This is a genomic window from Acinetobacter pengchengensis, assembly GCF_982235305.1.
In genome coordinates, this window is sequence record NZ_CEVATJ010000001.1 from 248,868 (window position 1) to 274,854 (window position 25,987).

The 25,987-nt window shown below is 43.0% G+C and carries 13 protein-coding genes, 2 tRNA genes, 3 rRNA genes, 2 pseudogenes and 1 other annotated feature; of the genes and pseudogenes, 13 read left to right on the forward strand and 7 right to left on the reverse strand.

Annotation, left to right across the window (positions count from 1 at the left end):
- Positions 1-48 precede the first annotated feature (48 nt).
- The 10 genes from AC0T5Z_RS01230 to AC0T5Z_RS01275 all read left to right on the forward strand — a co-directional run bounded on the left by AC0T5Z_RS01230 (position 49) and on the right by AC0T5Z_RS01275 (position 15,036).
- On the forward strand, positions 49-2,076 hold the full coding sequence (locus AC0T5Z_RS01230) for a TonB-dependent copper receptor (protein ID WP_435337596.1): 2,028 nt from the start codon (positions 49-51) through the stop codon (positions 2,074-2,076).
- A 590-nt stretch (positions 2,077-2,666) separates the two neighbouring features.
- Positions 2,667-4,203: ribosomal RNA gene (locus tag AC0T5Z_RS01235) — 16S ribosomal RNA — on the forward strand.
- A gap of 158 nt (positions 4,204-4,361) precedes the next feature.
- Positions 4,362-4,438: transfer RNA gene (locus AC0T5Z_RS01240), tRNA-Ile, on the forward strand.
- Between the two features lie 103 nt (positions 4,439-4,541).
- A tRNA-Ala gene (locus tag AC0T5Z_RS01245) sits at positions 4,542-4,617 on the forward strand.
- Between the two features lie 476 nt (positions 4,618-5,093).
- Positions 5,094-7,986: ribosomal RNA gene (locus tag AC0T5Z_RS01250) — 23S ribosomal RNA — on the forward strand.
- Positions 7,987-8,214: 228 nt separating this feature from the next.
- Positions 8,215-8,329: ribosomal RNA gene (gene rrf, locus AC0T5Z_RS01255) — 5S ribosomal RNA — on the forward strand.
- Together the 16S, 23S and 5S rRNA genes with 2 tRNA genes alongside form the textbook arrangement of a ribosomal RNA operon.
- 282 nt (positions 8,330-8,611) lie before the next feature.
- On the forward strand, positions 8,612-9,961 hold the full coding sequence (locus tag AC0T5Z_RS01260; RefSeq protein WP_435337733.1) for an MFS transporter: 1,350 nt from the start codon (positions 8,612-8,614) through the stop codon (positions 9,959-9,961).
- A gap of 422 nt (positions 9,962-10,383) precedes the next feature.
- Positions 10,384-11,592, forward strand: coding sequence for an MFS transporter (locus tag AC0T5Z_RS01265; RefSeq protein WP_291331298.1), 1,209 nt, complete (start codon positions 10,384-10,386; stop codon positions 11,590-11,592).
- Between the two features lie 194 nt (positions 11,593-11,786).
- Positions 11,787-14,159, forward strand: a complete 2,373-nt coding sequence (locus tag AC0T5Z_RS01270) for a YgiQ family radical SAM protein (RefSeq protein ID WP_435337734.1) — start codon at positions 11,787-11,789, stop codon at positions 14,157-14,159.
- 340 nt (positions 14,160-14,499) lie between these two features.
- Entirely contained in the window at positions 14,500-15,036 is a 537-nt protein-coding gene (locus tag AC0T5Z_RS01275; RefSeq protein ID WP_435337735.1) for a DUF2726 domain-containing protein, read from the forward strand.
- A 117-nt stretch (positions 15,037-15,153) separates the two neighbouring features.
- Here the strand turns inward: AC0T5Z_RS01275 and AC0T5Z_RS01280 are convergent, their stop codons facing one another.
- From AC0T5Z_RS01280 to mdtD, 5 genes are all read right to left on the reverse strand, one after another.
- Complete coding sequence (locus AC0T5Z_RS01280; protein WP_435337736.1) at positions 15,154-15,510, reverse strand: RidA family protein; 357 nt, start codon at positions 15,508-15,510, stop codon at positions 15,154-15,156.
- A gap of 448 nt (positions 15,511-15,958) precedes the next feature.
- The gene (gene dinB, locus AC0T5Z_RS01285; RefSeq protein WP_435337737.1) at positions 15,959-17,014 is read right to left on the reverse strand and encodes a DNA polymerase IV; all 1,056 of its coding nucleotides are present in this window, start codon (positions 17,012-17,014) and stop codon (positions 15,959-15,961) included.
- A 45-nt stretch (positions 17,015-17,059) separates the two neighbouring features.
- Entirely contained in the window at positions 17,060-17,314 is a 255-nt protein-coding gene (locus tag AC0T5Z_RS01290) for a hypothetical protein (protein WP_291331306.1), read from the reverse strand.
- 230 nt (positions 17,315-17,544) lie between these two features.
- Positions 17,545-18,336 (reverse strand): glycoside hydrolase family 25 protein, encoded by a 792-nt coding sequence (locus AC0T5Z_RS01295; protein WP_435337738.1) that lies wholly within the window; start codon positions 18,334-18,336, stop codon positions 17,545-17,547.
- A gap of 79 nt (positions 18,337-18,415) precedes the next feature.
- Positions 18,416-19,807: a multidrug transporter subunit MdtD gene (mdtD, locus tag AC0T5Z_RS01300; protein ID WP_291331308.1), complete on the reverse strand. Its 1,392-nt coding sequence runs from the start codon at positions 19,805-19,807 to the stop codon at positions 18,416-18,418.
- Between the two features lie 183 nt (positions 19,808-19,990).
- Here mdtD and AC0T5Z_RS01305 point away from each other — a divergent pair.
- Positions 19,991-20,860, forward strand: a pseudogene (locus tag AC0T5Z_RS01305) (choice-of-anchor I domain-containing protein); the annotation flags it as partial.
- A 66-nt stretch (positions 20,861-20,926) separates the two neighbouring features.
- Here AC0T5Z_RS01305 and AC0T5Z_RS01310 read toward each other — a convergent pair.
- Positions 20,927-22,146 (reverse strand): IS3-like element ISAba29 family transposase gene (locus AC0T5Z_RS01310; protein WP_151826295.1). Its coding sequence is split into 2 segments (ribosomal slippage): positions 20,927-21,870 and positions 21,870-22,146, totalling 1,221 coding nucleotides; the frame shifts between segments, so codons are not numbered across the junction.
- Positions 21,755-21,871: a sequence feature (AL1L pseudoknot), on the reverse strand. (Overlaps the previous gene by 117 nt.)
- A gap of 83 nt (positions 22,147-22,229) precedes the next feature.
- On the opposite strand from AC0T5Z_RS01310, the pseudogene AC0T5Z_RS01315 reads away from it, so the two are divergent.
- Positions 22,230-23,189: pseudogene (locus AC0T5Z_RS01315) on the forward strand (choice-of-anchor I domain-containing protein); the annotation flags it as partial.
- 160 nt (positions 23,190-23,349) lie between these two features.
- Here AC0T5Z_RS01315 and AC0T5Z_RS01320 read toward each other — a convergent pair.
- The gene (locus AC0T5Z_RS01320; RefSeq protein WP_435337563.1) at positions 23,350-23,976 is read right to left on the reverse strand and encodes an LOG family protein; all 627 of its coding nucleotides are present in this window, start codon (positions 23,974-23,976) and stop codon (positions 23,350-23,352) included.
- A gap of 334 nt (positions 23,977-24,310) precedes the next feature.
- On the opposite strand from AC0T5Z_RS01320, the gene AC0T5Z_RS01325 reads away from it, so the two are divergent.
- Complete coding sequence (locus tag AC0T5Z_RS01325) at positions 24,311-25,894, forward strand: TerC family protein (RefSeq protein ID WP_435337562.1); 1,584 nt, start codon at positions 24,311-24,313, stop codon at positions 25,892-25,894.
- The last annotated feature ends 93 nt before the right edge of the window (positions 25,895-25,987 follow it).

The window sequence follows — 25,987 nt, forward strand, 5'->3', positions numbered from 1 at the left end:
GGGTCTATTTTGACCCTAACTGTATTTATGTTTTAAGTGAGAAATAAAATGGCTCAGCCTAAATTTTTATTACAGCCTGTTGCGGCTGCAGTTTGTGTTGCCTGCTATTCTGCAAGTGCTTTTGCTGATCAAACCGTTTTGACTGCCAATGTGCACAGTCTTGCCCCAATTGTTGCGACTGCACAGCAGGGTAATGATGCCAATGGTCTGGTGGTGCGTGCCAATCCAAAACAACCCATTCAGCCTATTCCAGCCACAGATGGCGCAGATTATTTACAAAGCATTGTCGGTTTTAGTGCAGTGAATAGTGGCGCGGGTACCAATGGTGATGTGACCTTCCGTGGCATGTTTGGTTCACGTATTAAAATTTTAACCGATGGTTCTGAAAACTTAGGCGCATGTCCGAGTCGTATGGATTCGCCAACCTCTTATATTTCACCAGAAAGTTTTGATGAAATTACCGTGATTAAAGGCCCGCAAACGGTGCAATATGCCAACACGGGTTCGGCAGCAACGGTACTGTTTGAACGTAAGCCTGAACAATTTGGTGAAGGTCAAAACTATCGTGGACAAGCCAGTGTTTTGATGGGTTCGTTTGGTCGTTTGGATCATAATATTGAAGCAGCAGCGGGCGATGCACTGAAATATATTCGTTTAAATGCTAACCGTTCTGTGGCTGACAGCTATAAAGATGGCAATGGTACAACTGTTCCTTCAGATTGGGAGCGTTGGAATGCCGATGTTGCTTTAGGTTGGACACCCGATGCAGATACTTGGCTTGAGCTGACAGGTGGTCGTGGTGATGCCGAAGTGGTGTATGCAGGCCGCATGATGGATGGTTCTGAATTTGACCGTGAAAGTTTGGGTTTGCGTGTAGAAAAGAAAAACATCACCGATGTGATTAAGAAAATTGAAGCACAGGTGAACTATAGCTTTAATGATCATGTGATGGATAATTTTAGTTTACGTCAAGTTGATGAGCCTAATAAAGCTATGACAGTTACGCGCCGTACTTTAAATGCGCGTATGGCAGTGACACATGAGTGGGATAAACTTCAATTTATTACTGGCTTAGATAGTCAAAATAATAAACATGCTGGTGGGATGTATCATGCAACTAAAGCAATGATGAATTCCCCAGTAACAACCGATATGGAGCTTCAATCTTATGGTGGTTTTGGTGAGTTGAGTTATGAACTGAATGATCATAATAAGTTGGTTGCAGGTGTACGTGTTGATCAGGTCGAAGTAGACGCAGTACAAACGGCTCAACAACGTAAAGAAACCTTGCCAAGCGGCTTTATTCGTTTGGAAAATCAACATCCGCACCATGATGCCAAAACTTATGTCGGTTTGGGTTATGTTGAACGTGTACCAGATTATTGGGAGTTATTTAAAACTGACTTAAATGGTATTGCAGGTTCGACGTTTAAGAATTTAGATACTGAAAAAACCTTACAACTCGACATGGGCTATCAACATGAACATGGCGCATTCAGTTCTTGGGCATCGGCTTATGTCGGTATGATCAATGACTTTATTTTAATTAACTATAATGCTAATAAGCCGACGGGTCATGGTATTAATGCAGCGGATTCTAAAAATGTCGATGCCACCATTGCAGGTGCAGAAGTTGGTATAGGTTATCAATTTACCGATGCTTTGCAGGCAGATGTGAGCGCAATGTATGCGTGGGGTGAAAACACCACAAACAATTCGCCGTTACCACAAATTTCACCTTTGGAAGGGCGTTTAAATCTGCGTTATGTTCAGGATAAATATACTCTAGGCGCATTATTACGTGTGGTGGATGGTCAAAGTCGTATCAGTAAACGTGAAGGTAATATCGTGGGCTATGATGTGAAAGAGAGTAGTGGTTTTGGCGTACTATCTTTAAACGGCAGCTATAACCTAAGTAAAGGTGTTGATGTATCTGTGGGCATTGATAACGTACTAGATAAAACTTATACCGAGCATTTAAACAAAATGGGTGCGTCAGGAACAGGTTTACCAGTTACTGAACAATTTAATAATAGTGGTCGCAACTATTGGGCGCGGATCAGTATGAAGTTCTAATTTGGACTTTATTTAAACCAAAAGCAGGGCTTTGGCTCTGCTTTTTACTTTTTTGTGACAATAATTACTTATAAAACAGTTGTTTAGGTATTTGGGCTTTGTTTAAAAGAATTATTTAGATTTTTATTAAAATAAATTTATAAGATAAAACAGTAGCTTATCTATTTTTGGGTTTATAAAATAAACACCCGATATATTTCTTTAAAAAAAAGTATTGCAAGGTAAAATAATTGCCCTATAATGCACATCCATCGGCGGTGATGCAGATTAAAACTTCTGATAAAACAATGACTTGGTTGAAAATGATTGAGTTGGGTTTTAGAAAGTTGGTTTAAAATAATTTAAATTACCAGTTGACACTTTAGAAATAAAGCGTAATATAGCCGACCTAGCTTGCTGCTGACGAAGTGGCAAGAAGATCATTAAGAGATTATGAAGAACAACTTGTGTGGATTTTTACTGGTTGATTGATCGAAATTATTTTCATTGATTGATTGGTTTAAATTACTCGAAGTTTATTTGAGCGAAATTTAAGTCAGAAAATTGATGAGCCAGATTTGGTCACTTCGAATAAAGTGACAAAATGATTTTAACTGAAGAGTTTGATCATGGCTCAGATTGAACGCTGGCGGCAGGCTTAACACATGCAAGTCGAGCGGGCGAGGTTGCTTCGGTAACTGAGCTAGCGGCGGACGGGTGAGTAAAGCTTAGGAATCTGCCTATTAGTGGGGGACAACATTTCGAAAGGGATGCTAATACCGCATACGTCCTACGGGAGAAAGCAGGGGACCTTCGGGCCTTGCGCTAATAGATGAGCCTAAGTCGGATTAGCTAGTTGGTGGGGTAAAGGCCTACCAAGGCGACGATCTGTAGCGGGTCTGAGAGGATGATCCGCCACACTGGGACTGAGACACGGCCCAGACTCCTACGGGAGGCAGCAGTGGGGAATATTGGACAATGGGGGGAACCCTGATCCAGCCATGCCGCGTGTGTGAAGAAGGCCTTTTGGTTGTAAAGCACTTTAAGTGGGGAGGAGGCTCTCTTGGTTAATACCTAAGAAGAGTGGACGTTACCCACAGAATAAGCACCGGCTAACTCTGTGCCAGCAGCCGCGGTAATACAGAGGGTGCGAGCGTTAATCGGATTTACTGGGCGTAAAGCGCGCGTAGGTGGTTAATTAAGTCAAATGTGAAATCCCCGAGCTTAACTTGGGAATTGCATTCGATACTGGTTAGCTAGAGTATGGGAGAGGATGGTAGAATTCCAGGTGTAGCGGTGAAATGCGTAGAGATCTGGAGGAATACCGATGGCGAAGGCAGCCATCTGGCCTAATACTGACACTGAGGTGCGAAAGCATGGGGAGCAAACAGGATTAGATACCCTGGTAGTCCATGCCGTAAACGATGTCTACTAGCCGTTGGGGGATTTGATCCTTTAGTGGCGCAGCTAACGCGATAAGTAGACCGCCTGGGGAGTACGGTCGCAAGACTAAAACTCAAATGAATTGACGGGGGCCCGCACAAGCGGTGGAGCATGTGGTTTAATTCGATGCAACGCGAAGAACCTTACCTGGCCTTGACATAGTAGAGACTTTCCAGAGATGGATTGGTGCCTTCGGGAATCTACATACAGGTGCTGCATGGCTGTCGTCAGCTCGTGTCGTGAGATGTTGGGTTAAGTCCCGCAACGAGCGCAACCCTTTTCCTTACTTGCCAGCATTTCGGATGGGAACTTTAAGGATACTGCCAGTGACAAACTGGAGGAAGGCGGGGACGACGTCAAGTCATCATGGCCCTTACGGCCAGGGCTACACACGTGCTACAATGGTCGGTACAAAGGGTTGCTACACAGCGATGTGATGCTAATCTCAAAAAGCCGATCGTAGTCCGGATCGCAGTCTGCAACTCGACTGCGTGAAGTCGGAATCGCTAGTAATCGCGGATCAGAATGCCGCGGTGAATACGTTCCCGGGCCTTGTACACACCGCCCGTCACACCATGGGAGTTTGTTGCACCAGAAGTAGGTAGTCTAACCGTAAGGAGGACGCTTACCACGGTGTGGCCGATGACTGGGGTGAAGTCGTAACAAGGTAGCCGTAGGGGAACCTGCGGCTGGATCACCTCCTTAACGAAAGATTGACGATTGGTAAGAATCCACAACAAGTTGTTCTTCATGACGATGTGTCTTAAAAGATAATTCGAGGTTTTCGAATTGGATTGAGTAGCAGATACTACGCACTGCGTTTGTCTTGCGAAAAATACAAAGCGATGCTTTGATTTTTCTCAGGGTCTGTAGCTCAGTTGGTTAGAGCACACGCTTGATAAGCGTGGGGTCACAAGTTCAAGTCTTGTCAGACCCACCATGAGCAAGACTTAAAGCACTGCTTTAAGGCGAAGCGCAAGGCAAACGAACGTGAGTGAGTGCGCAGGCTATAATCTGATACATCGAATCAAAAATGATAAGCTGGGGACTTAGCTTAGTTGGTAGAGCGCCTGCTTTGCACGCAGGAGGTCAGGAGTTCGACTCTCCTAGTCTCCACCAGAGCTTCGATCAGCAAAGCAACGCTTTGCCGAAGCGCAAGACAAGCAGCTATGCTGCGCGTAGTATCTGATCTAATATGGTAGTGAAAGATATTTTTAAATTATAGAACTTAATAAATAAGGTGAATCAAGAGATTGATTTAGATTTATTAAGTTCTGTGATTTATCACAGTTGACTGCAGTCCGACGAGGATGCAGTGAATCATTAACAGATTGGCAAAAATTGAGTCTGAAATAAATTGTTCAACTCATTTTATTCAAGATTGACAGTAATGCTTCGGTGTTACGGTTTAATTACGAATTGAAATGAGCACTAGCAAATTAACTGAATCAAGCGTTTTGGTATATGAATTTAGATTGAAGCTGTACGGTGCTTAAGAGCACGGGACTTCAAACTGTAGATTAAATAGATCATTGATTATTTATTTAATTGTCTTAATCCTACTTGTAGGGATTAACGACTGTTTGGGGTTGTATAGTCAAGTAATTAAGTGCATGTGGTGGATGCCTTGGCAGTCAGAGGCGAAGAAAGACGTGATAGCCTGCGAAAAGCTCCGGGGAGGCGGCAAATATCCTTTGATCCGGAGATGTCTGAATGGGGAAACCCACCTACCTTAAGGTAGGTATCGTATGATGAATACATAGTCATACGAAGCGAACGAGGGGAAGTGAAACATCTCAGTACCCTTAGGAAAAGAAATCAATTGAGATTCCCTCAGTAGCGGCGAGCGAAAGGGGAAAAGCCCATTAAGTTATGTGTGTTTTAGTGGAATGCTCTGGGAAGTGCAACCATAGTGGGTGATAGTCCTGTACACGAAAGGGCACACATAATGATGACGAGTAGGGCGAGGCACGTGAAACCTTGTCTGAATATGGGGGGACCATCCTCCAAGGCTAAATACTCCTGACTGACCGATAGTGAACCAGTACCGTGAGGGAAAGGCGAAAAGAACCCCTGTGAGGGGAGTGAAATAGATCCTGAAACCGCATGCATACAAGCAGTGGGAGCCAACTTGTTTGGTGACTGCGTACCTTTTGTATAATGGGTCAGCGACTTATATTCAGTAGCGAGGTTAACCGCATAGGGGAGCCGTAGAGAAATCGAGTCTTAATAGGGCGTATAGTTGCTGGGTATAGACCCGAAACCGGGTGATCTATCCATGAGCAGGTTGAAGGTTGGGTAACACTAACTGGAGGACCGAACCCACTGTCGTTGAAAAGCCAGGGGATGACTTGTGGATAGGGGTGAAAGGCTAATCAAACTCGGTGATAGCTGGTTCTCCCCGAAAGCTATTTAGGTAGCGCCTCGGACGAATACCATTGGGGGTAGAGCACTGTTTCGGCTAGGGGGTCATCCCGACTTACCAAACCGATGCAAACTCCGAATACCAATGAGTACTATCCGGGAGACAGACTGCGGGTGCTAACGTCCGTAGTCAAGAGGAAAACAATCCAGACCGCCAGCTAAGGCCCCAAAATCATAGTTAAGTGGGAAACGATGTGGGAAGGCATAGACAGCTAGGAGGTTGGCTTAGAAGCAGCCACCCTTTAAAGAAAGCGTAATAGCTCACTAGTCGAGTCGGCCTGCGCGGAAGATGTAACGGGGCTAAAACTATGTGCCGAAGCTGCGGATGTATACATTGTATACGTGGTAGGGGAGCGTTCTGTAAGCCGACGAAGGTGGATTGAGAAGTCTGCTGGAGGTATCAGAAGTGCGAATGCTGACGTGAGTAACGACAAAACGGGTGAAAAACCCGTTCGCTGAAAGACCAAGGGTTCCAGTCCAACGTTAATCGGGGCTGGGTGAGTCGACCCCTAAGGCGAGGCCGAGAGGCGTAGTCGATGGGAAATTGGTTAATATTCCAATACTTCAGTGTAATGCGATGAGAGGACGGAGAAGGTTAAGTCAGCCTGGCGTTGGTAGTCCAGGTGAAAGGAAGTAGGCATGCATCTTAGGCAAATCCGGGGTGCTCTATGCTGAGATCTGATATCAAGCTGTACTTGTACAGTGAAGTGGCTGATACCCTGCTTCCAGGAAAAGTCTCTAAGCTTCAGTTACACTGGAATCGTACCCGAAACCGACACAGGTGGTCAGGTCGAGTAGACCAAAGCGCTTGAGAGAACTCTGCTGAAGGAACTAGGCAAAATGGTACCGTAACTTCGGGAGAAGGTACGCTGTTGATGGTGATAGGACTTGCTCCTTGAGCTGTCGACAGCCTCAGAAACCAGGCCGCTGCAACTGTTTATTAAAAACATAGCACTCTGCAAACACGAAAGTGGACGTATAGGGTGTGATGCCTGCCCGGTGCTGGAAGGTTAATTGATGGGGTTAGCGTAAGCGAAGCTCTTGATCGAAGCCCCAGTAAACGGCGGCCGTAACTATAACGGTCCTAAGGTAGCGAAATTCCTTGTCGGGTAAGTTCCGACCTGCACGAATGGCATAATGATGGCGGCGCTGTCTCCAGCAGAGGCTCAGTGAAATCGAATTCGCCGTGAAGATGCGGTGTACCCGCGGCTAGACGGAAAGACCCCGTGAACCTTTACTGCAGCTTGACATTGAACTTTGACCTTACTTGTGTAGGATAGGTGGGAGGCTTTGAAACTTGGACGCTAGTCCGAGTGGAGCCGTCCTTGAAATACCACCCTGGTAATGTTGAGGTTCTAACTCTGTCCCGTTATCCGGGACGAGGACCATGTCTGGTGGGTAGTTTGACTGGGGCGGTCTCCTCCTAAAGAGTAACGGAGGAGTACGAAGGTGCGCTCAGCGTGGTCGGAAATCACGCGTAGAGTATAAAGGCAAAAGCGCGCTTAACTGCGAGACCCACAAGTCGAGCAGGTACGAAAGTAGGTCTTAGTGATCCGGTGGTTCTGTATGGAAGGGCCATCGCTCAACGGATAAAAGGTACTCTGGGGATAACAGGCTGATACCGCCCAAGAGTTCATATCGACGGCGGTGTTTGGCACCTCGATGTCGGCTCATCTCATCCTGGGGCTGAAGCAGGTCCCAAGGGTATGGCTGTTCGCCATTTAAAGAGGTACGCGAGCTGGGTTTAGAACGTCGTGAGACAGTTCGGTCCCTATCTACCGTGGGCGCTGGAAATTTGAGAGGATCTGCTCCTAGTACGAGAGGACCAGAGTGGACGAACCTCTGGTGTACCGGTTGTGACGCCAGTCGCATCGCCGGGTAGCTATGTTCGGAAGGGATAACCGCTGAAAGCATCTAAGCGGGAAGCCTACCTCAAGATAAGATTTCCCCGAGGCTTTATGCCTCCTAAAGAGCCGTTGAAGACTACGACGTTGATAGGTTGGATGTGGAAGCATAGCGATATGTGAAGCTGACCAATACTAATTGCTCGTGAGGCTTGACTATACAACACCCAAGCAGTTGTTGTACGAACTTCGAAAGAAGTGAGGATCAATCGATTTCATATTGATCTAACGATCAAACAAAAACTTGATTTAGTGAACGCTAAACAATAAACTTCAGACCCAATAGCCAACCTGTTAATAACTCATTTGGAACCAAGTAAGGCATTACATGCAAAAGCATCAAGCAAAAGCAATGTAACTAAGACCCGAACAAGTCCATAACAGTTGTGCTGGCGACCATAGCAAGAGTGAACCACCTGATCCCTTCCCGAACTCAGAAGTGAAACCTCTTCGCGCTGATGGTAGTGTGGGATTACCCATGTGAGAGTAAGTCATCGCCAGCTCATTATTCAAACACCCCCAACTCACGTTGGGGGTGTTTTTTTATGGGGAAAGATAATATTAAGAAGAATAATAACATTTTATTGTGTTTAAGATAATAATAAATCCATAATTAATAAAAGGTTTTAGACTAATGTTGAATTTTTATTTTTTGTGTTTTGTGTGAAAGTTACACAATCTACTTGAATAGTAAAAGTGGGAATGAAGGACTGATTAAATGAAAATCTTCACTGTAAAAATTGCTATTCAAGCTTATTTAAACATAAACTCATAGGAGTTGAGGAATGGCACATCAAGCAATTAACGTGAATGATGTCATTGATCACGCAAAATTCAAACCATTTCATTTTAATGTCGTGGCATGGTGTCTACTAATCATTTTATTTGATGGCTACGACTTGGCAATTAATGGGGTCGTTTTACCCTTATTGATGGATGAGTGGGGCTTAAGTGCTGTTCAGGCGGGGATGCTCGCGAGTACTGCGTTGGCAGGTATGATGTTTGGTGCGATGATTTTTGGCTCTTTGGCTGATAAAATTGGTCGTAAGAAAGTCATCATGATCTGTATCGTTCTATTTAGTGGTTTAACTTTTGCAGGTGGCTTTGCTTCTAATCCAACTGAGTTTGCTATTTTACGTTTCTTGGCAGGTTTAGGCATTGGAGGTGTAATGCCAAACCTTGTGGCCTTAACTTCTGAATATGCGCCTAAAACTATGCGTAGTACATTAGTTACTACTATGTTTAGTGGTTATGCTGTAGGTGGCGTAATGGCGGCTTTACTAGGTTCATGGTTTACCCCAAGTTTTGGATGGGAAATCATGTTCTTTATTGCAGGTATTCCATTGTTTTTATTGCCTGTGATTTGGAAATTTTTGCCAGAATCTTTAACCTTTATTGTCAAAGAAAATAAGCAAGATCAAGCCCGCCCAATCGTGGCGCGCTTAGCACCAGATTTGAAAATTACCCAAGATACAACTTTTGAATTGTATCAGGTCGGTGTACCTGAAGCTGCTAATGTGGTGAGCTTATTCAAACGTGGTCGTGCGGTGAATACTTTATTGTTCTGGTTGGCGTTCTTTACTTGTCTATTAACCATGTATGCACTTAGCAGTTGGTTGCCAAAATTGATGATGGCGGCAGGCTATTCTATGGACAATAGCTTAATGTTCATGATGGTGATGAACGTGGGTGCAGTCGTTGGTATTGTAGGCGGTGGTGTTTTAGCAGACCGTTTCCACCTAAAACCTGTATTAATGTTTTTGGGAATCCTGGGCGCATTGGTGATGAGCCTTATGGGCTTCCAATCTAATCAGCTCTTGCTTTACATCTTAGTATTCTTGGCGGGTGCAGCATCTATTGGTTCACAAATGTTGTTGTACAGCTATGTGGCACAATATTACCCACTTGCGGTACGCTCAACAGGTATTGGTTGGTCATCTGCCGTTGGTCGTATGGGTGCGATTGTGGGTCCAATTTTAATTGGCGGCTTATTGGGTATGAATTTACCTGCACACTTCAACTTTATGGCGGTAGGTTTGCCAGTGCTGATCACTGCAATCGCGGTTGCTTTGATTATGAGTGAAGATGAAGCTGAGCAAATTAAGGCGGGCAAAGCGGTTGCTGCCAAAGCTTAACCTTATAATGTGTTAAGTTCAAAAGTCCTCAACATTGTTTGGGGACTTTTTGATTATGGGGTGTATAAATAGAAAGCGATGATAGATAAAGTTAGGTATTCAAGGTAGAGATAAAAGAAACCCCATCATCCTGACGGGGTTTCTTTGTATTTCGTATTTAGGTATAACTCCTGTCGTACCTCACGATCCTGTTGCTCAAACTTATGATTGTTGTTTTGAGTTTGGGAAACATCCTGTCTCCTTATGCTTTATAGAATACTGTAAGCTCAAAATACTGCCTAGCCTCATTTTGCTTCAGTGTATGTAAGTAAAAACTGACAAAGCGATAGGTGATACTAACACTAGTTTTGAGCAAACGATAAAATAGCGAGCTTATTTTTGTGTATAAACAGGCGTATACTGATCGCGTGATTGGAGTAAATATGTCTGATTTAGCTGCAGCATCTCATGTTCAGTATGGTACCAAGCCGTTTAAAGCCATTCTTTTTTCGTTATTTCTAGCGGGTTTCGCTTCTTTTTCGACCTTGTACTGTGTGCAACCGATGATGCCAATTTTGGCCGATTTTTTTACGGTTACACCGACCCAAAGTAGTTTCCCATTGTCATTTTCTACTGTGGCTTTGGCGATCGGTTTGCTTTTCACAGGCTTTATCTCAGATCGTTTTGGACGTAAAGCCATTATGGTTCTGGCTTTATTTTTAGCTGCCATTTTATTAATTCTGAGTGCCTTACTGCCAATCTGGTCGTTCTTTTTAACCACGCGAATTTTTATTGGTATTGCTGTGAGCGGTGTTGCTGCAGTGGCCATGACTTATATTGGTGAAGAAATTCGACAGCAAGACATTGGTTTTGCCATGGGACTCTATATTTCGGGTACAGCTATTGGCGGCATGAGTGGACGTTTAATTGCTGGGGTTTTGGTCGATTTTATTTCTTGGCAAGCGGCAACCTTAATTATTGGTGGCTTAAATTTACTGATTGCAATCACTTTTTATGTGTTACTGCCCGCATCGAAAAACTTTACAGCGTATCCAATTCGTTTTTCGCGGTTCAGAGATGCTTTTGTTGCCAATTTGGCAGATCGTAAATTAAGAATCCTGTTTTTACAGGGCTTTTTGCTGATGGGCTGTTTCGTTAGTATTTTCAACTACATCAGCTATTATTTACTGAATAAACCATTTGAACTTTCCCAAGTCTGGATTGGGGTAATTTCAATTGCCTATTTGGCGGGTATTTACAGTTCGCCACGTGCAGCAAGTTGGGGTAATCGTATTGGGCGTGAACGAGTGCTGCCTATGGTGATTGTCCTAATGTTGATTGCATTGTGGTTGATGTCGATTGCACATTTAGCCGTCGTATTGGCTGCATTGGTGTTATTTACCTTTGCCTTTTTTGCTGCACATTCTACTGCTAGTAGTTGGGTGTCGATTCAAGCGCTGCAGTATCGTGCAGTGGGATCATCATTATATTTATTTAGCTACTACATGGGTTCAAGTTTGCTCGGTAGTGGTAGCGGATTGATTTGGGAACAATGGGGTTGGTCAGGTCTGACATGGGTAATGACTGCGGTCTTGGGTGTGGCGCTTTATGGCGCGTGGCGTTTAAAGCTAAAACCAGCAGCGCTGCGATAAGCATTCAGGATTATTGCTTTCGGCGTATCCGTTTACGCTTTTCTTACTCAGATACAAATTTAAGGTATAAAAATAGTTTACTGATTTTGTGTGTTTTTTAATCAAGCAAGATGAGTGGAATTCATGCTAAAATAGTCGGCTTTCATCTTTGATCGACTTCTGATCTTCCACTTCCCAGCCGAGAATTGCCAGCCATGTCTACTGCTTATAATGCTCAGACCGCACCCAAAGCGTTGTTTGATTACGATAAATATTGGGCGTCATGTTTTGAGCCTGCGCCATTTTTGCCGATGTCACGCGAAGAAATGGATCAGTTAGGTTGGGATGCCTGTGATTTTATTCTGGTTTGTGGTGATGCTTATATTGATCATCCCTCTTTTGTATCGGGCGTGATTGGTCGTGTGCTTGAGGCACAAGGCTTTCGTGTGGGGATCATCGCCCAACCAGACTGGACCAATGTGGAGTCTTTTCGGGTTTTAGGGAAGCCGACCATTGCTTGGGGCGTCACCGCAGGCAATATGGACTCGATGATCAACCGCTATACCGCTGACCGTAAAATCCGTTCAGACGATGCTTATTCTCCAGACAATCAGCCGAATAAACGTCCTGACCGTGCTGCTACGGTGTACTGTCAGCGTTGTCGTGAAGCCTTTCCAGATGTGCCTGTTTTACTGGGCGGGATTGAAGGCTCGTTGCGTCGGATTGCACATTACGACTATTGGTCTGATAAAGTCCGTCGCTCAATTTTAATGGATTCTAAAGCCGACTTATTGATGTACGGCAATGGTGAGCGTTCGATTATTGAAGTGATGCACCGTTTGGCCAAAGGCGAAAAAATCCACGAAATTACAGATGTACGTGGTACAGCATTTATTATCAATAAACATAACCGTGCGTCTAAAGCTAAATTTGTTGAAATTGCATCTAATGATGTAGATAGCGTGGGCCGTGTCGATCCAATCATTAACCCTTATGTGATGACCGAAGATTTAGACGGTTGCGAGATTGAAAAAGATAAGGGCAACAATCTCGCGCAATATCAAAATTTCCAGAAAGATCTGGTCAGCAATCCAATTGTTCGTGAAGGCGATCAGCTAGATGCGGATACCCAGATTGTACAATTACAGCCTGCGTCTAAAGCAATTAAACACAAATTGCCACCACGTGAATTGGCAGTGATTCGTTTACCATCTTTTGAGGAAGTGGTGAATGATCCTGTGCTGTATGCGCATGCTAATCGTATTTTGCATTTAGAAACCAACCCAGGCAATGCGCGTGCTTTGGTGCAAAAGCATGGTGAACGTGATGTGTGGTTAAATGCACCCCCTATTCCGTTGACTACGGAAGAAATGGACTATGTGTTCGATTTACCGTATGCACGTTTGCCGCATCCATCTTATGGTAATGCACGTTTCCCTGCCTTTGACATGATCAAGTTTTCGGTCAATATTATGCGTGGTTGTTTTGGTGGTTGTACTTTCTGTTCGATAACCGAACATGAAGGGCGAATTATCCAAAACCGTTCTGAAGAATCCATTTTGCGTGAAGTGGAAAAAATTCGGGATACTGCGCCTGGCTTTACGGGCATTATTTCAGACTTGGGTGGTCCGACTGCAAATATGTACCGTTTGCATTGTAAAGACCCTGAAATTGAAAAGAATTGTCGTAAACCTTCCTGTGTATTCCCGGGCGTATGTCAAAACTTACACACTGATCACGCACCTTTAACCCAGTTGTATCGTAAAGCGCGTGAACTGAAAGGCATTAAAAAAATTCTGATTGGTTCAGGTTTGCGTTATGACTTGGCGGTGTTGAACCCTGAATATGTGCGTGAATTGGTGACGCATCATGTGGGCGGTTATTTAAAAATTGCACCAGAACATACCGAAAAAGGGCCATTATCTAAGATGATGAAACCAGGTATTGGTACGTATGACCGTTTTAAACAAATGTTTGATCGTTTCAGTAAAGAGGCAGGCAAAGAGCAATATCTGATTCCGTATTTTATTGCTGCGCATCCAGGCACGACTGATTACGACATGATGAATTTGGCTTTGTGGCTGAAAAAGAATGGTTTCCGTGCCGATCAGGTGCAGACCTTTTATCCGTCACCAATGGCAACCGCTTCGACCATGTATTACACGGGTAAAAACCCATTGGCCAAAGTGGCGCGTTATACCGAAAATGTGGATATTGTCAAAGGTGAAAAACGTCGTCGTTTGCATAAAGCTTTCTTACGTTATCACGATCCAAACAATTGGCCGTTGTTGCGTGAAGCTTTAAAAGAAATGGGACGGGCAGATTTAATCGGGAATTCTAAACAGCACTTGATCCCAACTTATCAGCCGCAAGGCACAGATGGTCAATATCAAACGGCACGTAAGAAAAACTCGACTGTCGCGGGTGATTCACAAAAACGTACGGGGCAAAGTGGCAATCGTGCTCAGAACAGTAATCGTCCGAAGAAAGGACAAATTTTGACCCAGCACACAGGCTTGCCGCCACGTGAAACAGGTGAAAAACGTCCATTTTCACAAAAGAAATCTAAGCAAAAATCTAAAGCTTAGTACTTGCAGCTAAGATTCATCAAAAGGCGCTGCGGCGCCTTTTTGTTTGCTTTTCATTTCATCGGAATTGTTCGACAATCGAATCTGTTAAGCATTGCTTTGTTTTTTTAGCATGCTATACAGTATTCTAATCTAATGATAAAAACACGCTTAGACGCTACAGCACTTAGACAAAAGGCGGGCTTGTGAAACAAAATTTCTGTTTCTAAGATGGTTTAGTGAATGTTTCATGTGGTTTCTAAATGGAACGTTTAAATATAAAAGCGTGTTATATACTGATTTGATGAAAAAATTGGCATGAAGCCGAAACAACTATAAAAATGATATTAAGGATTGAATAATGACAATTTATATTTTGATTGGGGTTTTGATACTGATTTTCTTTCTCTTGATGGCGGTTAAGGGCTTGGAAAATAGAGAAAAACCTCAAGACAGTGTACTTAAGCAACGTGCAATTTTTAGCTTAAATGAACAGCTAACGTACACACGTTTGCAGGAAATTCTACCCCAACATACGATCTTGGCGCATGTGTCTTTTGATGCTTTGCTGACCACGAAATTTTCACGCACTCGCCATAAATACCGCAATATGATTGCCGATTTTGTGGTGTTGGATGTCAATCATCAGGTCGTTGCAATTGTGGCCTTAGATGATCAGTTGATGTTGAAACGTAGCCGCAATGCACAATACCAAGATGAATTGTTGCGTTTGGCGGGCTATAAAGTCCTGCGTTATGAAGATGTGCCGGAATATCACGAATTGCGCGAAGCTTTTGGGCAGTCATCGTCTACAGATTTAGATGATTTGGATGCTGCATTAAAAAAGTATGATTTTTTTGCGCATTCTGTACGGCATAAAGTGAAGGTATTAGGCTAAACGCTTGCCGAAAAAATCGTAAAATAGACAATATGAATCGGCATGTCGCCTGACATGCTGATTTTTTTTGATTGGTTATGTTCCTGATCCAATCACCTCTGTTATTACGTTGGGTTGCTATTCGGGTTTGACTGCAACCACCGTCATCTCAACCAAAACATCGGGGTGATACAGTTTTGCTTCTACGCAGGTACGCGGTAATGCTTGTATATCTGCCACCCAAGCATCCCAAACTTGATTCATTGCGGCATAATCACGCTCAATGTCTTTTAAAAAAATCATCACTGACATGATGTGACTTTTCTCTGTACCCGCATCTGCCAGTAAACGATCAATCAGGGCAAGTGTTTGTTGGGTTTGTCCTTCAATATCTTGTTGAGTGTCTTCTGCCAGTTGTCCTGCTAAATGGACTAAATTTCCCGAAATTGCAATTTCAGAATAACGGTTTTGGATATGTAGACGTTGAACAGCCATTGGGTGTGATCCTCGCGCCAAGCGATTAGATATAAAAAGCGTGAGGTATTATAGAGGCAGGCAAGCACGTGGAAAATATGCACGCAGCACACTGCTAAAAAATAAAAAGTAGTCGAATGGAAAATACGAGGAAGAGAGAGATGTGGTGTCAAAGCAGCGAAGTGCCAAGCGCAGAGTTGTCCTGTAATCTTCGGATTTGATCGTCACGCCAATCACAGGACAAGTATGCCAAAAGTAATGGTGATTTTTGGCATCTCAGCGTATATACGGATAAATACATCGCGCGTATAGATTACTCTAAAAAGCACAACTGTGAAGGATAAATAGTCTAATTTTTATTCTTTTGGCCGAAATTTATACAAAAATTAGCTTAAGTAGCCATTGGTAAGCATAGGCTTGCTATGTTTTATATAGAGCAGCAAGTTTACAGCTTTAATATCCGTGATATTTACAGTAAAGATAGTTGCACTTGCTCATCGGCAGGGCTGAGTTGATACAGACCAACACCAATTAAACGAAATTGATCCTGTGCGGGAATATACATTTCGTTCAGCAAAAGCTGCAGGACTTTTTCAAGATCATTTTTACTTTCAAGTGGCTGTTTAAAACTTTTACTGTGTTGTAAGACCTGAAAATTTTTGAGTTTTAATTTGACCGATATACCACGTGCAACATATTGTTTTTTCACTAAACTATGCCAAACCTGATCAATCAAGCCAGACCAGTAAGTTGCACATTCAGCTAAGTTTAAATCATCATCAAAGGTGATTTCTTTGGAAATTTGCTGGCGCTCACGCTCTGCCTGCACAGGACGTTCATCAATGCCTTGGGCAAATAAAAATAGGCGTTTTCCATATTTACCAAAATGATGAATCAACAGGTTTTCTTCGATGTGTTGCAAATCGCCCAAGGTATTTAAGTTCAGACTTTTTAACTTTTCCTGTGTGACTTTGCCTACGCCTGGAATTTTCTGTAAGGCTAAGTCTTGAATAAATTGCTGCACTTGACTGGGTTTAATTACGCAAATGCCATTGGGTTTATGCCAGTCCGAAGCAATTTTGGCTAAAAACTTATTCGGTGCGACACCTGCCGAGGCCGTTAAACCTGTACTTTGAAAAATATCTGCCCGGATTCGCATAGCAACTTCTGTTGCGCTTGGAATACCTTGTAAATTTTCGGTGACATCTAAATAGGCTTCATCTAAAGACAAGGGCTCAATCAGTGATGTATAACGCTGAAAAATCTGATGAATTTGTGAAGAAACCTCACGATAGAGTGCAAAATTAGGTTCGAGTACTACCACCTGCGGGCAGCGTTTGCGAGCCTGTGCCATCGACATGGCAGAACGTAAACCAAACTCACGCGCAGGATAAGATGCCGCTGCAATCACAGCCCGAGGATGATGCGAAGCAATCACCACAGGTAAATGCTGTAATTCAGGACGACTGCGCAGCTCAACAGAGGCATAAAAGGCATCCATATCAATATGAATGATTTTCCGCATGGCACAAACTAGATGAAGCGTTTAGATTTCAACAGTATCGCACGTTTAGGAAGCAGGTTGTAGCATCGGAGCAAACGGATAAGATGTGTTGCTATTCAGCAAAATTGCCTGTGTTGATTGTTGTTCTGTACAGTCGATCAAACGCTGTAAACTGCTTGGACTATGATCGGCTATGCGAGGCAAAAACTCAAAAGGGCGCAAAGGCAGAAAAAAATTATCCCAATCGATTGGAATCACAGCATCAGGACGCAATGTCCCCGCAGTTTCGTCTAAATAGGGAGGGGCAACTAAAAAATCCATCAATTAGAACCTAGTTTTCGCCATCAAACAATAGGGTAGATACGCCAAAATAATGTACCTTTAAATTAGAACTTGTAGTTTTTGTTGGATATTGCTATGCGGAAAATTACTCCAGTTTACTCGCAGGTTGTAATAGGTAAAGCAGCGTGAATCCTGAAAATGCAGAGCGTGAGAGCAGCCCTTTAATCAATTTCATGACGGTATTTTTTTATTGTGATACGGCTAGCTTGTTATTTTTTCTGGTTCGGTTCAAATCTTGTGGGTTGAATCGCGTTGTCTGTTAAAAAACGCTGCCAGTGTTGGGGGGTTCCATAAAAAACATTCAGGTCAACTGGGGTGTGAATACCTTGTATTTGACCCCGATTGGTATGTTGCCAAAACAACCATTTTGGCTGACCTGCCAGTTGTGGTTTACCCTGATATTCTCTGACCCAAAGAGGCGTTTGCTTGAAACTTTCAGTCAATACCATATTGTAAAAGGCTTTGGATACATAAAAAATCGGTTGTTTTTCATAATGTTGATATAGCGCATCATGCATGATTTGAATTTCGCGCAGTAACTGTTCTTTGCTATAGGTGTTGATGCAGTTACTGTCATATTCCAAGTCAATTACAGGTGGCAAACTGTCGGATTTTTTTGGAACAGTCGCAATAAAGTTTTCTGCTTGGATTGTTCCATCACGGCATAAGCGATAAAAATGATAGGCACCGACCAAAAAACCATGTTCACGGGCTTTGAGCCAGTTATCCTGAAATTTACGGTCTTTAAAATCGCCTCCTTCAGTGGCTTTTAAATAGACAAAGGCATATTTTTGTGGGGAAATTTTTTGCCACTGAACATCGCCTTGATGATGTGATACATCAAAGCCTTGAATCGGATATTCTTCGGCTGCCGCAGGTTGTTGGCGCAGCACACCCAAATACAATAAAACCGCCAAAATAGTACTGCCCAGCACTGCAATCATCATACGATAGTGCGGTGTAAAAGCTGAGTTTATAGCTCGATTTGGTGGTTTGCGCATGTTAAAAAAGCTTCGCGGAGCAAAGCTATATCATAACGCGCAGTGCGGTGTAGCACCATGCGCTTTCGGTAGTGGTGTTTTAAACAGCCGTATGCTTTGGAATATTCCAAAACACTAAAAATGCCCAAATATTTAATACACCTAGACAAATTAAAGTGGCATGAAAGGCACTGACTAGCTGTTCTGCACCGTAATAGGCACTAAACATATTCACCAAAGTACCTGCCAGTGCCACGCCAATACTCATCGACAGCATCATTATCATGGATAAAAAACTATTGCCGCTGCTGGCATCTGGTTGAGGTAAATCTTTGAGCGTAAAGGTATTCATAGCTACAAACTGCAATGAATTCAGCACCCCAAATATAAAGAAATGTAAGGCACGTAACCAAGTTGCAGTTTCGGCAGTGGTCAGCGCAAAACTGGCAATACAGGCACCGACCAATAAAGTATTGGTCAGCAAAAACTGCCGATAGCCGAAACGTTGAATTAAAGGTCGAATGATCGGTTTAGATAGCAAAGAACCAAGCACAGTCGGAATCATCATCAAGCCCGTGATAAACGGTTCAAAACCAAAAGCCACCTGCAGCATGATCGGCATGATAAAGGGCATGGCATTGCCCCCGAAACGGGCAAAAAAGTTACCTAAAATACCAATCGCATATAAGCGATTTTTAAATAAATCACTGCGAAATAAGGCATTTTGATGGGTATAGGCATGGCGGGCATAGCATGCTGCAGCAATACCGCCAGCCAAGATGAACGCTAAATTCCAAAACAGATTATGGTGTGGATTGGCAAAATTTTCGATGCCTAAAGATAAGCCTACCATTGCCACAACCAATAGAATAAACCCCAAAAAATCAAAGTTTTTGACCTCAGTTTCAGTTACATTTGGCATGGCTTTGATACAAATCCAACAGCCCAAGATGCCCATCGGAATGTTGATCAGGAAAATCCAGTGCCATGTGGCGACTTCGACCAACCAACCGCCCAGAGTTGGGCCAATTAAGGGGCCAATCAACCCGGCCAGACTCATCAGGCTCATTGCAGATAAAAACTGGGTGCGTGGAATAATTTTGAGCATCGCCAAGCGCCCGACAGGCAAAAGTAATGCACCACCGATGCCTTGAATCACCCGATAAAACAGCAATTCATTCAGGCTCGCTGCAGCGGCACACCCCAAAGAGGCAAGGGTAAAAATAATAATCGCTGCAAAATAGGTGTTGCGTACTCCAAAACGGTCTGCAAGCCATCCACTTAATGGAATACACGCTGCCACCGAGAGCACATACGCCACCACAACACTGTGCATCCGCAGCGGGTCTTCCTGCAGGCTGTGTGCCATTGCAGGGATTGCTGTATTCACAATGGTGGTGTCGAGCGCCTGCATAAAAAAGCCAATCGAAACCAGAAATACCAAAAGGCGGTATTCAGGATGCAGGGCTTGATGGGTCGGTGTTTGGTTCATAACGCGGCAAAATGGACATTTTGTCTAGTTTAAACCATTTTGCAATCTAGCTGGACTGCATCTGAAAAACATGAAAAGTGTTTGAAAATTCAAATAAATGCCATGAAATTGTCATTTATTTGTCACCGATTATTCACTTTGAGTTTGTGAGTTGGGTGCATTTAGAAAAATGATGAGTAATTTATGAAAGCGCAAATTTCTGCATTAATGTTGGCTTTATTGTCTGTGGGGATGGTGGGATGTAATGATGATAATGATCCTATTCCTGTAAAAGAAGAAGTGGTAGAAGTAACACCAACAACAATTAGTTTGGAGCGTTTAGGGGAATACGATGCACAAGTTTTTGCTGCCAGTGCTGCAGAAATTCCTGCTTATGATGCTGAAAGCAAACGTTTATTTGTAGTCAATGCGAAAAATGGTGTGGTCGATGTACTCGATTTAAGCAACCCAAGTGCACCTGTTAAGCTGAATAGCTTGGATGCCAAGACTTATTTAGCGAATTCTGAAGTCAATAGTGTTGCGGTACATCAAGGTATTGTCGCTTTAGCCGTTCAGGCCACGCCTAAAACGGATAAAGGCGTCGTGGCATTCTTTAATGCCAAAGACCTGAGCTTTATCAGCAAAGTTGAAGTTGGTGCATTGCCTGATATGTTGACTTTTACCCCAGATGGTAAAAAAGTTTTGGTTGCTAATGAAGGTGAGCCAAATGAAGGCTATGAGATTGATCCAGAAGGTTCAATCAGTATTATTAATCTGGCTGATATCACCAAGCCTGCTGTAAAAACTGCAGATTTTCAGGCATGGAATACACGTAAGCAGGAATTGCTGGATGCGGGCGTGCGCATTTTTGGGCCAAATGCGACTGTCGCACAAGATTTAGAGCCTGAATATATTGCGGTGAGTGATGATGGTAAAACCGCTTGGGCAAGTCTACAAGAAAACAATGCCATTGCTGTGATTGATTTGACTCAAGACCAAGTGATCGATATTTTTCCATTGGGTTATAAAGACTTTGGCATGGCTGAAAATGCTTTAGATGCTGGTGATCGTGATTGTGTTGTGGGTAAACAAGACTATAACTGAACCGTACCGGGTTTATCGGAGACTTTTTTATTTAAGTTAGGCCACCTGACCTAACGGATTAATCTTATCATAGTACATTGCTTCAAACTCAAAAGGCGATACATAACCCAGTGCACTGTGTACACGCTTTTTGTTGAACCAATCTACCCAATTTAATGTCGCAAGTTGTACATCCGCTAAACCTTGCCAATCTGCTTTTAAATATTCAATCACCTCTGTTTTGTATAAGCCATTCACCGTTTCAGCCAGAGCATTATCGTATGAATCACCCGTTGTACCGACTGATGCTCGTAAATTTGCTGCTTCTAAACGATTGGTATAGCGAATGGAAAGATATTGCACACCTCTGTCGGAATGATGAATCACATTCTTTGGCATGCCTCGATCATGCAATGCTTGCTCCAGTGCATCAAGTACCATATCTGTATTCATCCGTGTTGATACTTTCCATCCAACAATTGTTCGCGAGAACACATCAATAATAAATGCGGTGTAGACCCAGCCTGAATGAGTTTGAATATACGTGAAGTCAGCGACCCACAGCTGGTCAGGATGATCTGCATTAAAATTGCGTTTTACTAAGTCATCTGCTCGTTTTTGATCATCTCGGCTACGGGTGGTTTGTTTATTCTTACCACGCCAAACACCTTGTATACCTAGCTTCTGCATCAATCGAGCAACTGTACAACGTGCGATAACATAACCTTCACGTTTCAATTGTTGCCAGACCTTACGCACACCATATCGACCTAAACTTTCTTTCCAAATACGTTTGATTTGCTCTGCATGATGTAAATCATGCAGAGCACGTTTCGCTCGATGTTCTGGGTTATCAACGAGATCTAAAGCCCGATAATAGGTCGAAGCTGCAATCGGTAAAATTCTACAAATCGCTTCAACACCATATCGATCTTTATTGTTCTGGATAAAATCCACCATTATTTGTGTGGGCGGTCGAGCTCCGCCTGGGCGAAAAAAGCGGCTGCTTTGCGTAGAATTTCATTGGCACGCTTTAATTCTTTAATTTCACGTTCCATTTGCTTCATTTTTTCTTGGTCAGATATCTGTTGTACTTTGGCAGGATTTAGTTGATCCATATGCTTTAAATACCAAACACGCAATGTTTCAGGAGTACAACCGATTTTAGGAGCAATAGCTGTGATTGCTGCCCAAGTAGAAGGATAATCTTTTTCAGATTCAATTAGTAATTGAACCGCTCTTTCTCTAATTTCGGGGGTATAGTTTGGTTTTTTCATCGGAATAGTCTCTCAGAATATTGAGTCTCCGACAAACCTGGTACGGTTCAAACGCTAAAACGATCACAGCCTGTGCGAAAGATGAGGGGATGATTAATATTCAAGCTTGGCCTGGTTTATACGGCATGTATATGCCAGATGCAATTGCGCAATATCAAGCCAATGGGCAAAGCTATTTGGTCACTGCCAATGAAGGTGATGCGCGTGAATGGTTGGTTGATGAAGACTTATATTTCAGTACGAATGATCTGACTCAAGGTTATGCAGAAGAAATTCGTGTTAAACACTTATTTAATAATAAAGGCTTCCGTAGCAATGGCGATTATGCTGCGCATTTACGTCTATTAAAGTCAGGGATTAAAGGCGCAAAGCTTGATTCAAACGTATTTAAAGCATGCACCACTACCGATGCCAATGAAGTCTGTGCAGAGAATTTGATTAAAGATTCACAATTGGGTCGTTTAACGATTACTTGGACGCAAGGTTACAAGAAAGATGCAAAGGGTGAGCCTGTGCTAGACAGCAATGGTTTAATGACTTATGACAAATTATATGCTTATGGTGGTCGCTCGTTCAGTATTGTAGATCCTAAAACCAAGAAAATTGTTTGGGACTCAAAAAATGACTTTGAACGTAAAGCTGCTGAATTATTTCCAGAATACTTTAATACCAACCATGAAAAATTAAGTGTAGATGATCGTAGTGACAATAAAGGTCCTGAGCCTGAAGGCATTGCTTTAGGCAAAATTGGTCAAAAAACTTTTGCCTTTATTGGGTTAGAGCGTATGGGGGGCATTATGGTGTATGACATTACCCAACCGACACAAGCATCATTTGTTGAGTATTTTAATGATCGCAAGTTTGGTGAAACCCGTACATCTTTCGATGCAGAAGGTAATGTAGTGACTGTTGAAAATTCAAATCTCGGCCCTGAAGGTTTAATCTTTATTGCAGCCAAAGACTCACCTAACGGTAAGCCACTTTTGGTTGTGGGTAATGAAGTCAGCGGAACTACTGCTGTGTACCAAATCAAGCTTAATTAATAGTATTTCAAATACTGGAAATCTATTAAAGTTGGAAACGAATGACCCATTAAAGAGAGCACTACGGTGCTCTCTTTTTATGCTGTAAAACCAATCAAAAGTGACTTAAAAAGCGAGTCACCAACTCGCTTACACTGCTATTTCATGCAACTAAACAAGTTTAACCCACAAAATGACGTGGAGAATCCATATTTTTTAAGGCATTAATAATTTTATGGGAGTGGTTACACACAATTAGTTTAGCGCGGTGTTGTGGTGGTAAAAAACCTTCGTGCACTGCATGGTCTAACTGCTGAATCAGCGCATCATAAAAGCCATTTACATTATATAAAATCATCGGTTTCTGGTGCTGATTTAATTGCCCCCAAGTGGCAATTTCCAAAATCTCTTCAAACGTGCCCAAACCACCTGGTAAAGCGACAAAGGCACTAGCACGTTCTGCCATCATCGCTTTACGCTCATGCATACTTTTTACTACGTGTAATTCGGTTAAATTACTGTGGGCAATTTCATAATCCAGCATAAACTCAGGAATGACCCCTACAGCTTGCCCACCGTGTTGCACCATGGTGTCGGCCACCAAACCCATTAAACCAATACTCGCACCACCGTAAACTATCCCAAAGCCTTGTTCGGCTAGTTTTCGGGTGAGTTGAATCGCTTTTTCCTGATAAATCGGGTTATTGCCAGCACGCGAACCACAATATAGTGCAACCAAAGGCTGGGTGGAAAGGGGAGAGGGATGATTAAGAGAAGTTGATTGTGTCATTCTTGATACGCTATTCATTTATTTTCTTCACCATAACATGTTCTTTTTCTTGGCTCTAGCTTAGTCCCGAAATATGACAATCACGCAGATCGTTTCTTTTCAATTTGCAAAGATTTGTGATTCTACCGTGACACAGCAGCGCTGCATCTAAAAAAGAGGATGAATCTGAGCGCAAACTTTCCTATACTCAATGCTTGTCTTACAACTATAGAATCGTCATGGACAGTGGCAGTAGTCGCACCGAACGAATAATTTTTAATGTGATGTCAAGCCTGCAAGGGTCAGCCAAGTTGGTATTAATACAGAATACGTTTTTGGCGTATTCAGCTTTAGAGATTCAGGAGAAGAACAGATGATCTTTGAATGGATGTCTGACCCCGCCGCGTGGGTTGGATTATTGACCCTGATTGTGCTTGAAATTGTACTGGGCATTGATAACTTGGTGTTTATTGCCATTTTGGCAGAAAAACTACCGCCAGAACAACGTAATACTGCACGGGTGGTGGGTCTGATCCTTGCTTTGGGCATGCGCCTGATTTTACTCGCATCTATTGCGTGGGTGGTCACCCTGACCCAACCACTGTTTCATATTTTTGAACATCCTTTCTCTGGACGTGACCTGATTTTACTGTTTGGTGGTGTGTTCCTGTTGTTTAAAGGCACCATGGAACTGCGCGAACGCATTGAAGGCAAACCAGCACTAAAAGAAGAAAACCCTGTGCACGCGACTTTCTGGATGGTGATTGTGCAGATTGTGGTGTTAGATGCCGTTTTCTCACTCGATAGCGTGATTACCGCTGTGGGCATGGTGCAGCATTTATCTGTCATGATGATTGCAGTGATCATCGCAATTGGCATTATGCTGTGGGCTTCCAAAGCACTGATGGACTTTGTCAATAAGCATCCGACAGTGGTGATTCTATGCCTGTGCTTCCTGATGATGATTGGCTTCTCTTTAGTGGTTGAAGGCTTTGGTTATCACATTCCAAAAGGCTATTTATATGCCGCGATTGGCTTCTCGGTGATGATTGAATTCCTGAACCAAACCATCCGCAGAAATCAGGAAAAAACCGTGACTACGACTGATTTACGCTACCGTACTGCTTCTGCGGTGATGCGCATGTTGGGCGGAAAAAGCCAAAACACCACAGAAAGCAGCCATGTGAATGAAGATGTGTTGGCCACGCGCGCCTTTGCCGATGAAGTCTTTGATGCAGAAAATGGGGTCTATCATAGTGTCATGGTGCAAGGGGTATTGGGTTTATCTGAACGTCCTGTAAAGTCAGTGATGACGCCACGTCCCGAGCTAGAATGGATTGATTTAGATGAAGATGACGCCTCAATTCGCAGCCAATTGTTAAGCATGACGCATTCACGAGTGATTGTGGCACGTGGTGAATTAGACAATATTTCGGGTATTGTCCTGACCCATAAAGTCATGAATCAATACATTGAAACAGGGGTGCTGGATTTTGAAACACATTTGCGTGAACCTGTGATTGTGCATGAAAATGCACAGGTATTGATGGTGATGGAACAACTGCGTCAAGCGCCGTTACAAATGGCAATTGTGCTGAACGAATACGGCTCGATTGAAGGCGTTGCCACACCTATTGATATTTTGGAAGCAATTGCGGGCGAATTTCCAGATGAAGATGCACTAGAAGCCAGTGCTGAAAGTTTGGAAGATGGTTCTTTGTTGCTAGATGGTTCCACCGATATTCGCCATGTTTCCTTATTGCTTGGGCGGGATTTAGTGGATGAAAGCGAGCAATATTCAACTTTATCTGGCTATATTTTATTCCATTTGGGACGTTTGCCTGAAAATGGTGAAAAGCTGCTTTCAGATGGTTATGTTTTTGAAATTGTGACCATGGATGGACATAAAATTGAAAAAGTACATTTGATTCAACAGGAATCTTCAAGCGCATCATAAACTGAATGCTAGACTGTATTTCAGTCTTGTGCTTCCGCTAAAATAGCCTGCATTGTCAGGCTGTTTTTTTATTATCAATTTGAATTTATGGAA